The following is an 8,859-nucleotide window of genomic DNA, read 5'->3' on the forward strand; positions in this document are numbered from 1 at the left end:
CTTGTACTATCTCAAGCGTGTTGATTTGATATAGGCTTAGGTTGTAGCTATCGAATACATCTATGATAAGCTTTTGACCTTTAGATAGCGATAGCTGTATGGTTGATTTCAGTGCCTTCTTACCTGTCTGCCTTGTTTGCAAATACTTGATGGCAGATTTTTTAAAAGGTATCCAACCTAGGCTTTTACGTTTGGCATCAGCTCTATTGGTACGCCAGTTAAGTTTGGCTTTTTTAAATTGTTTACGTGATTTAGCGTGTGTCTCATTGATAGCCTGTAAGGTCTGACTGTGTAATCCTAAATACTCACCGCTACCTTTGGTGTACTGATTTAAATCATAAGCACTAAAAAACTTACCGGTACGTTTTAGTTGCTCAAAACTTAACGCATTGACATAGTTCCACACATAGTTAACACTCCCAGCTAGTTTGTTTAGCTGGTTTGCATGTTTGTCTTTGATGCGTAATTTGAGTGTTTTCATATATTCAGTATGGCGAGGTTGATTTTAACTTACAACTCTTTAACTGCTTCTTACGACAGTGTATGTCGCCTTATATCCACCCCCTGAAGTGGGTGGTTTTACGGCGACTGGTGATAAAACCGGCTATTTTATACCAATAGCCAGTTTATAGTAAAAGCCATTGGCCCTATGTAAAAGCCATTAGCCCAGTACTGCAATAGAAAACCATTAACCCTGCAATGAGCCAAGCACTTTGTCCAAGAACACATCGCACTCGGCCATTTGATCTAATTCAACAAATTCATTGGCCTTATGCGCCTGTTCAATACTGCCTGGCCCACAAATAACGGTAGGAATACCCGCATTGGTGAACTGACCACCCTCTGTGGCATAGGCCACCTTATGGCGTGCTGAAGAATTGACTAAGCCTGCTATCAACTGTTGTAAAGCCTCACTTTCACTGTCTGTCATAGCCGGCACGCTTTCTAATTGCTCAATCTCAATACCCGTATTCCCATCTACTTGCTGCATCTGCTGATTAAGCTCGCCAATCTTTTGTTTGATAGCCGGTAGAATGTCTGCTGTGCCCATGGTGGGTAGATTGCGATAATCAAAGGTAAATTCACAAAGATTGGGCACAATATTGGTCGCTGTACCGCCTTGAATGGTGCCTATCGATAATGTGGAGTAAGGCACATCAAATAGAGGATCTACTCGATCAGACTCTGCCAATTGACCTGCCAGCTCATCAATAAATCCAATCAACTTAGCAGCGTAACTGATGGCATTTACCCCTTGATGAGTCAAAGAGGAGTGAGCTGATTTGCCATGCACAGCGCAGCGAAATACTGAAATGCCTTTATGGGCACTGACCATTTTCATAGAAGACGGCTCACCAACGATACAATAGTCAGGGCGGATACCGCGCTGCTTTAAGTCCTCTAACATTAACGGAGCCCCTAAGCAGCCCACCTCTTCATCAAAGGACAACGCCAGATGCAGCGGCTTAGCTAGACTGCCTTGGTTTGACAGTGCTACCCCCTTGGGCAATAAATTCAAAGCACTGGCAATAAAGCCTTTCATGTCACATGCACCGCGGCCATAAAGCTTATCGCCTCGTATCACCGCCTCAAAGGGGTCAGAATCCCAGTCTTGACCCTCAACTGGCACCACATCAGTATGCCCAGACAGCACAATACCGCCACTGGTTATGTGTTGTTCAGAATCATTACTAGCCGCAACAGTGACAAACAAATTGGCCTTACTGCTGTCCTCATTAAAGGTCAATACCGGCGATAAGCCCAAGCTCTCGCAATACGCTTGCACGTCTTCAATAAGGGCTAAGTTAGAATGACGGCTCACTGTATCAAAGCCAATTAATCGCTTGAGCCACTCGATGCTATCACTGGGATAAAGGGTGGTTTGATTTAGCGAGGTCATGATTATTCCTTACAAAGTTTAAATAATGAAACTAAGAGTTACGCAGCTTCCAAGCTTGCAGATGTAGCGCTTTGACTTCTTCGTCTAGCCCCGCTACCGGACCTTGTGCTTCGATATCAGGAGCCACTTCATTAATACTTAGACTATTTATTGGAGACTTAGCAGTGATACCTTGCTGTTGTTGCCATTGCAGCAATTGCTTTGAAGAGCTGGCATAGACTATACGACCCAGCCCCGCCCAAGCGTGCGCTGCCGAGCACATGGTACAATGCTCCCCTGATGTATACACCACAGCTTGACGGCGTTCCTCTTCACTCATATTAGCAGCGGCCCATTGGGCTAAAGCCAGCTCAGGATGGTAAGTCGCCTCAAGGCTATTAATGCGGTTACGGTCTTCTTTTAATACCTCACCACTGCCAGCCACTAACACGCTACCAAAAGGAGCGTCGCCTGCCTGCAGTGCCTCAGCAGCCAACTCAATACAGCGCTTTAAATGAGATTCTTCCTGTTTGGTTATCATTAAAACCTCCTGTTTTCCGGTTATGCTTTATAAGTAATGCTTAGTGCCATTTACGCTTTAATGTAACATAAAAAAGCCAGCCCAGTTTATCTGTATCTGGGCTGGCTTTTTGCTATCAACAATCGAAGCTATATACGACTCAAACTACTAAAGATGCCGTTAAGACGGATTATTTTGATTCATAATATCGATAACCGGTGGGATAGGCTTAGGCTTTACCCCTTCTTGCTCCAGCTCTTTGGCAGTCTTGGCGTTAATAGATAAGCCGGCGATAAGCGGTAGGCTCATCATAGATTTACGAGGTCGGATTGCTAGGCTTACGGGCACCATACGTGCAAACTCATATAAATATAGGTACGACTCTTCCCCGCCCTCAAACTCATCATCTGGATCAATACGAATACTGCCAATTTTCGCCAAATCAGAGAAAATAACGTTTTCTTCAGCAGTCAATGTGCAATCGGTCACCCCAAAGCCGGTCATAAACCCATTGGCCCACTGCTTTAGCGCCATAACGCGCTCATATAAATCATGCTCATCATCTGGCACCAATGGCGAATATTGATAAGCATCGTCTTTGTCTTTCAACTGAAACGAGGTATCTTCTGCCTCTTCTGCTAGCAACGTCAAAGCAGCTTCATTGGGAATAGAAAAGCTCAGCTCAGTCAGTAGTTGCTCCCACTCTTCAATTTTAGCGGGGGCATGACAAACCGTCATCAGCCCAGTCATCAGTCCATGTAGCTCACTAATGGTCACATCGCTCCAATCAGAAAACGCTTTTTCCCAATCATTCCAACCTGAAATATCATCATTCATTACAATTACCTTTTTATCAACGGTGAGATTTATTACTCAGTGGGGGTGCTATTTATTGGCCTATTTATTGATTTAACTATTTATCGATCTAACTGTCTAATCTTAATTAACTAATCTTAATTAACTAATCTTAACCAACTGGCTACTGTTAAATAGCCACTAGCTCACTATCACTTTTGTTAAATTGTTGCGGTGTATTTCGCTAATTTTTTAGCTTAGCTTATGACAAAACATCAAAACCTGAGCCTTTGTAAACACATTCGTTAACAACCTACTGCTAGATATAATGTGGGCATCTGTGGCATTATTAAAGGTATTATATACATAACCTTGCATTTATATTTTTATCCGACTTTATTAGAAGTGATACTCTATGACTCAGCCTTTAATTGAAAAACTGCAACACTTAGACTCTATATTGCACGACGTTCGACAGCGCTATGACGCCTCTCATAATGAGTTACTTTCGCTAAAAGCTGCCCCTCAAGTAGACACCCAACAAGTTGAGCAGTTGCAGCAACAGCTTAGCGACCTTGAGCAAACCTATGAGCAGTCGCAACAAGCCAAACTGCAGCTTGAGCAAGATCTATCTGATGCTCAGAGTGTGTTTGAAGACGTGCAACAGCAACAAGAGACTCTAGAACAACTATATAATCAGCTCAATGATGAGCACAAGAGCCTAACTGAAGCGCACAACACACTCAATGATAATTACAATGAGTTGCTACAAAAGTGTGAAGCGTTAGAGCAAGCGAATCAAATGTTATTAGAAAAAAACCGCTTGGCAAAAGAGCATACCAAAGTAGTGATGCAGCGCTTAACTTTAATTGACCAAGCTGTAGACTAAGACCTACCTAGCTTCTTTATTCTATTTTTTTAAGAGAACACTATGTCCACTGATTATCCAAATGACCACGAGCCGCAAGACTCTGAAGTTAGTCTTGAAGAGCAGTCTGTCTTATCTGAGGCTGCCACCGAAAATTTCACTGAAGAAACTTACGCGCTAGAAAATGAGCCGTATGCAGAAAATATCGACTCTGAAAGCTATGATAGCGACTACTCTGAACCGTCTACTGCCGATTTAGAGTTAGCAGATTACGCAGCTGAACCTGAGTATGCAGCTGTTGATATTAGTATTTTAGAGAAAACCTATACCATTAACTGCCCAGTGGGTGAAGAACACGAGCTTTTCGCTGCCAGTGACTTTATCAATAATTTTATTGAAGATCTGCGTGCTCAAGCTCCGCACTTACCTCATGAAAACCTATTGGTGCTTTGCTGTTTAAACCTTTATGAAAAACTGCAACAGTCAAAAAACAGTGCCACAGCCAATGAACAAAGTATTGAGCAGGCCAATCAACTTATTGAACAGATGATTCAAGACATGCAGTTAGCTCAGTAATAACCATAGACTAGCTGACTATGATGCCCCTATTTTAAGGCTGCCAAGTATTGTGCAGCCTTTTATTTTGCAACTGTTTCACCCCTGATTGATTAAGCTCTACTTTGGGCGATTTGCATGAAAGTCGGCTTGATGATCATAATTACAAAAGAACCAACTGCTCATTTTCTTTAACTGTTGATTCTTTTCAAACAACTGCTTTTGTAACTGCTCATATTGAGTCGAAGCTTGTTTCTTTTGTTGACGAGTCAGTCCTTTTTGATGAGCTTTATCGTTAACGCTGGCCTCATAAGCTAGGATCTGTTGTCTAATGGCCTCTACCTCTGTAGTCAGTTCAGCAACTTGGGCCTGATCCGCTTCCGTTAATTGGGCTTGTGGTATCGCCTCAGTCACCCCTCTATATTCCGCTAAGGGGTAACCACAAGAGTCACAGTCTCTAGGAGTAGTAACATCCCCTTTTTTGGGCATGAACTCCTTGGGCGGCTTGGGGTACATAAATTTGAAGAAGGCCCACATAGCAAGCCAGATTACGATAAGGGTAAAGACAAATGCAAACATGATACAATTTCCTAGTTTTGCCCGCTAAATCAATCGGGCTTAGCTATAACACAAAAATTTGATGTTATACTAAAGGTAATTATATCGTTTTTCGACTACGAAAATCGTTAACAATGGAAACAACAAGAAATTATCCGCCCTACTGTATTTGATAAAGTAGGGTTTATATCGAATAACAGAAGCAGTAAGGTCAAACGTTGGTAGTTGGCGAAGACCGTTAACTTTTTATATTAGCAACATTAACTTGGCAGATAATACTTTGCCAACTTGATAGATAATATTTTAGATTATAAAAAACACTGACCCTTTTAACAGAAACGCTAAATTTTACTTGGCTCAAAATCAACACTAAAAAAATTTAATAAGTTGTTTTTGTAGCGAGACAAATAGCGCTAATCCCCATAACGAATAGGACCTAATAATGTCTAACGAAAACAACAGCACTGAACTAAAAGGAAAGTCGCTGAAATTTGCAATGGCTCAATCTCACTTTATGGTGGGTGACATCCAAAATAATATCCAAAAAATGCGTAGCTTGGCCATCGAAGCACGTGATAACGGCGCCGACATCATCGTATTCCCAGAGTTGGCGCTATTGGGATATCCTCCTGAAGACCTACTACTGCGTCCAAGCCTATCTGACCGAGTTAAAGCCGCTTTAAGCTCATTAGCAGATATCAATGATATTGTTATGATTATCGGCTATCCTCATGTAGATTATCATGGCACTTTCAACTCAGCAGCCATCATTCAAAATGGGCAACAAAAAGGCTTTTATCATAAGCAGTATCTCCCCAATTACGGGGTGTTTGATGAGCGCCGTTATTTTGACAAAGGCCGCAACCAAGTACTTTTTGATTATCAAGGTCTTACTATTGGTCTGCTAATCTGTGAAGACTTATGGCAAGAAGACCCTATCAAAGCTTTAAAAGATCAAGGCGCTGACCTAGTAGTAACCATTAACGCCTCTCCTTTTGAAGCCGGTAAGCAGCACACGCGCCAAGCTTTATTACGTAAGAGAGCAACCGATAACAACTTACCCATTGTTTATGTGAATGCGGTAGGCGGTCAAGATGACCTGGTATTTGATGGGGGCTCTATGGCGGTTCAAGCCAATGGCGATGTGGCCCATGAAGCTCCTCGTTTCTTAGAGCATCTGTTATACGCCAGCTTCGATATTGAAAGCGGTCAATTCGATACCCAAGTTAAAGCCCCCCTTCAACTAAGTGCCGAGTCAGAAACTTATCAAGCTTTAGTTGTGGGCTTACGTGACTACGTCAACCATTCAGGCTTTGAAGGGGTTATCGTCGGTCTTTCAGGCGGTATCGACTCTGCATTGACCTTATGTATCGCAGTTGATGCTTTAGGATCAGATAAAGTGTATGCGGTAATGATGCCGTACGAATACACGTCACAGATCAGCTTAGAAGATGCCCAAGCTCAAGCCCGCAGATTGAATGTGTCTTATACCGTTTGTCCCATTCATGACGCGGTAGCGGGTATGCGACATACCTTAGCGCCTTTATTTAGCAAGGCCAAAATGGACACCACTGAAGAGAATATTCAGGCCCGTGCTCGCGGTATGATCTTAATGGCCCTATCTAATAAATTTGGTCATCTGGTCATCACCACTGGCAATAAATCTGAAATGGCTGTGGGCTATTCGACCTTATATGGCGATATGGCTGGCGGATTTGATGTATTAAAAGACGTTTACAAGACTCAAGTTTATGCCTTAGCCAATTATCGTAACCGTTTGGAGGACACTGATGTTATTCCAGAACGTGTTATCACGCGCGCCCCTTCAGCCGAGCTACGCCCCGATCAAAAAGACCAAGACAGCTTGCCGGATTACGAAGTGCTTGATGCCATCTTAAAAGACTATATCGATAACGATTTGGGCTTTAATGAGATTACCGCGAAAGGATTTGACCCCGATATGGTACGTCAGACCATTCGCTTAGTAGACAGAAGCGAATATAAGCGTCGTCAAGCCGCTATCGGTACTAAAGTCAGTCATAAGGCTTTTGGCCGTGAACGCCGTTACCCCTTGGTTAATGGTTGGAGCATTGAAAGCTAATAATAAGGCCGCTTTCACTCTTTCCTCATTATCTAGATGATAAAATAAAAGGAGCTTCAATGGATTTGAAGCTCCTTTTTTATGCCCTAAGACTTAACTCAGTCTCTCAAAAGCTAGTCTCTTGCTCCAAAGATGGCACTTCCGACCCGCACCATGGTTGAACCTTGAGCGATGGCTTGCTCCATATCACCACTCATCCCCATACTCAGCGTATCCCACTGTGCTAATTCAGGGTGAGCTTGCTTAATCTCATCAAACAGCTTTTTAGTACGCTCAAAGGCATCGGTACCTTCTTTAGATGGAATAATCATGAGCCCACGTAAGCTTAGATTCTCATAGCCTTTAATAGCTGCAATTAGCTTATCTAGCTCGCTAGGCAAACACCCTGACTTACTGTCTTCATTGTCTATATTGACTTGAACCAACACATTGAGTTTCTCTAAATTATCAGGGCGTTGATCATTAAGACGCTTGGCAATAATGTCACGCTCTATGGTATGTACCCAGTCGAAGTTCTCAGCGATATCTCGGGTTTTATTACGTTGAATATGACCGATGTAATGCCATACGATATTACCTACAACCTCAGGGCTAGCTTGCTCTTTAATTTGCGCCATTTTTTCTGCCGCTTCTTGCAGGTAGTTCTCACCAAAATGCTTCTGCCCTGCTTCGGCCAAATCAATAACCATTTGCGCTGGTTTGGTCTTAGATACCGCCAATAAAGTAACTGTATCTCGATTCGAAGCTATACAAGCCTTATCAATTTGTTCGGTGACTTGTTGCCATCTTTGAAGCAGTGTTGGATTCATTATATTGACCTCGTAAAATTTTTTAACTTAATAATTTTGGTTATACCGTATTTTTTGGCTATATAGTAATAGTAACATTTACTCCCCTCCCTGCTCTATGGGTAGATGTTTACAACCTCTGAACCCCCTACCTCTTTGGCTGATACTTAAAGAATACAACATGAGTAAGCTCTAAAAAGCATGGATTAACCCTAAAAAAGTCACTCATAAGGGGAATAGACTTGTTATGCTACCGATAACTATTAATTGTTAATTGCACAGGGAGGACTTAAGTGCCTGACGCGCAAGTACTAAGCTTCAAAGATATTGAGTCTCTACTTGCTCATACTATTCAACATCAGGCTTCAGACTTACATCTATCCACTGGCATGCCCGCCATGTTACGCATTGCAGGTGATATGGTTGCGATAACTATGCCGGCTCTGCAAGAGATAGAAGTGGATGCTTTTATCAAAGGCACCATGAGTAACGCCCAATATAAAGAATGGGGCTGTCCTAGATAACTAGTTCAAACCCTGTTTAACCCATTGTTTTAATTGTAGTAATTGCGACTTTGGGTCACTGTGATTAAAACGCCACTCACATTCCTTTAAATAGAGGTGAAAATGTTCTTTTGGAACTCCGTTAAACTTACGTAGATGCCGTTTAGCTTGGTTCCAAAAGTTCTCTATACCATTAATGTGATTCTTGTCATTAACAAAGGTTTTGGAGTGGTTGATACGATAATGAGTAAACTCACTGACATCTAATGCGTTATAGCTTTTAAATGAGTCG

At 42.2% G+C, this 8,859-nt stretch carries 10 protein-coding genes and 1 pseudogene; 4 read left to right on the forward strand and 7 right to left on the reverse strand.

All coding sequences use genetic code 11. The features are described from left to right. The 4 genes from A1019T_RS02590 to A1019T_RS02605 all read right to left on the reverse strand — a co-directional run. The coding region (locus tag A1019T_RS02590; protein WP_482822379.1) for a nuclease/transposase family protein at positions 1–481 on the reverse strand (481 nt) is incomplete at its 3' end. 207 nt (positions 482–688) lie between these two features. Next, entirely contained in the window at positions 689–1,900 is a 1,212-nt protein-coding gene (argE, locus tag A1019T_RS02595; RefSeq protein WP_077450291.1) for an acetylornithine deacetylase, read from the reverse strand. A gap of 31 nt (positions 1,901–1,931) precedes the next feature. Next, positions 1,932–2,420, reverse strand: a complete 489-nt coding sequence (locus A1019T_RS02600; protein ID WP_077450292.1) for a nucleoside deaminase — start codon at positions 2,418–2,420, stop codon at positions 1,932–1,934. Positions 2,421–2,579: 159 nt separating this feature from the next. After that, positions 2,580–3,236, reverse strand: coding sequence for a UPF0149 family protein (locus A1019T_RS02605; protein WP_077450293.1), 657 nt, complete (start codon positions 3,234–3,236; stop codon positions 2,580–2,582). A 373-nt stretch (positions 3,237–3,609) separates the two neighbouring features. Here A1019T_RS02605 and A1019T_RS02610 point away from each other — a divergent pair, with 373 nt between their 5' ends. Beyond that, positions 3,610–4,083, forward strand: a complete 474-nt coding sequence (locus A1019T_RS02610; RefSeq protein WP_077450294.1) for a hypothetical protein — start codon at positions 3,610–3,612, stop codon at positions 4,081–4,083. Between the two features lie 42 nt (positions 4,084–4,125). Next, positions 4,126–4,638 (forward strand): cell division protein ZapA, encoded by a 513-nt coding sequence (locus tag A1019T_RS02615; RefSeq protein ID WP_077450295.1) that lies wholly within the window; start codon positions 4,126–4,128, stop codon positions 4,636–4,638. Positions 4,639–4,737: 99 nt separating this feature from the next. On the opposite strand, the gene A1019T_RS02620 is transcribed toward A1019T_RS02615, so the two are convergent. Then, positions 4,738–5,196 carry a hypothetical protein gene (locus A1019T_RS02620; protein WP_244156510.1) on the reverse strand — a complete coding sequence of 153 codons (459 nt, stop codon included), beginning with the start codon at positions 5,194–5,196 and terminating at the stop codon, positions 4,738–4,740. 421 nt (positions 5,197–5,617) lie between these two features. Here A1019T_RS02620 and A1019T_RS02625 point away from each other — a divergent pair, with 421 nt between their 5' ends. Beyond that, positions 5,618–7,276 (forward strand): NAD+ synthase, encoded by a 1,659-nt coding sequence (locus tag A1019T_RS02625; protein WP_077450296.1) that lies wholly within the window; start codon positions 5,618–5,620, stop codon positions 7,274–7,276. A 113-nt stretch (positions 7,277–7,389) separates the two neighbouring features. Here A1019T_RS02625 and A1019T_RS02630 read toward each other — a convergent pair whose 3' ends face one another. Next, positions 7,390–8,085 carry a YggS family pyridoxal phosphate-dependent enzyme gene (locus A1019T_RS02630; protein ID WP_077450297.1) on the reverse strand — a complete coding sequence of 232 codons (696 nt, stop codon included), beginning with the start codon at positions 8,083–8,085 and terminating at the stop codon, positions 7,390–7,392. Between the two features lie 272 nt (positions 8,086–8,357). On the opposite strand from A1019T_RS02630, the gene A1019T_RS02635 reads away from it, so the two are divergent. Continuing rightward, positions 8,358–8,588, forward strand: coding sequence for a hypothetical protein (locus A1019T_RS02635; protein ID WP_077450298.1), 231 nt, complete (start codon positions 8,358–8,360; stop codon positions 8,586–8,588). On the opposite strand, the pseudogene A1019T_RS02640 reads toward A1019T_RS02635, so the two are convergent. Then, positions 8,589–8,859 (reverse strand): annotated as a pseudogene (locus A1019T_RS02640) (IS1595-like element ISPssp3 family transposase); the annotation flags it as partial.

The organism is Psychrobacter piechaudii (assembly GCF_900162825.1).
GTDB lineage: Bacteria > Pseudomonadota > Gammaproteobacteria > Pseudomonadales > Moraxellaceae > Psychrobacter > Psychrobacter piechaudii.

Excerpts from the sequence above, each read along its gene's own strand:
- argE (WP_077450291.1), bottom strand. The coding sequence starts at position 1,900 with ATGACCTCGCTAAATCAAACCACCCTTTATCCCAGTGATAGCATCGAG.
- A1019T_RS02600 (WP_077450292.1), bottom strand. The coding sequence starts at position 2,420 with ATGATAACCAAACAGGAAGAATCTCATTTAAAGCGCTGTATTGAGTTG.
- A1019T_RS02605 (WP_077450293.1), bottom strand. The coding sequence starts at position 3,236 with ATGAATGATGATATTTCAGGTTGGAATGATTGGGAAAAAGCGTTTTCT.
- A1019T_RS02610 (WP_077450294.1), top strand. The coding sequence starts at position 3,610 with ATGACTCAGCCTTTAATTGAAAAACTGCAACACTTAGACTCTATATTG.
- A1019T_RS02615 (WP_077450295.1), top strand. The coding sequence starts at position 4,126 with ATGTCCACTGATTATCCAAATGACCACGAGCCGCAAGACTCTGAAGTT.
- A1019T_RS02620 (WP_244156510.1), bottom strand. The coding sequence starts at position 5,196 with ATGTTTGCATTTGTCTTTACCCTTATCGTAATCTGGCTTGCTATGTGG.
- A1019T_RS02625 (WP_077450296.1), top strand. The coding sequence starts at position 5,618 with ATGTCTAACGAAAACAACAGCACTGAACTAAAAGGAAAGTCGCTGAAA.
- A1019T_RS02630 (WP_077450297.1), bottom strand. The coding sequence starts at position 8,085 with ATGAATCCAACACTGCTTCAAAGATGGCAACAAGTCACCGAACAAATT.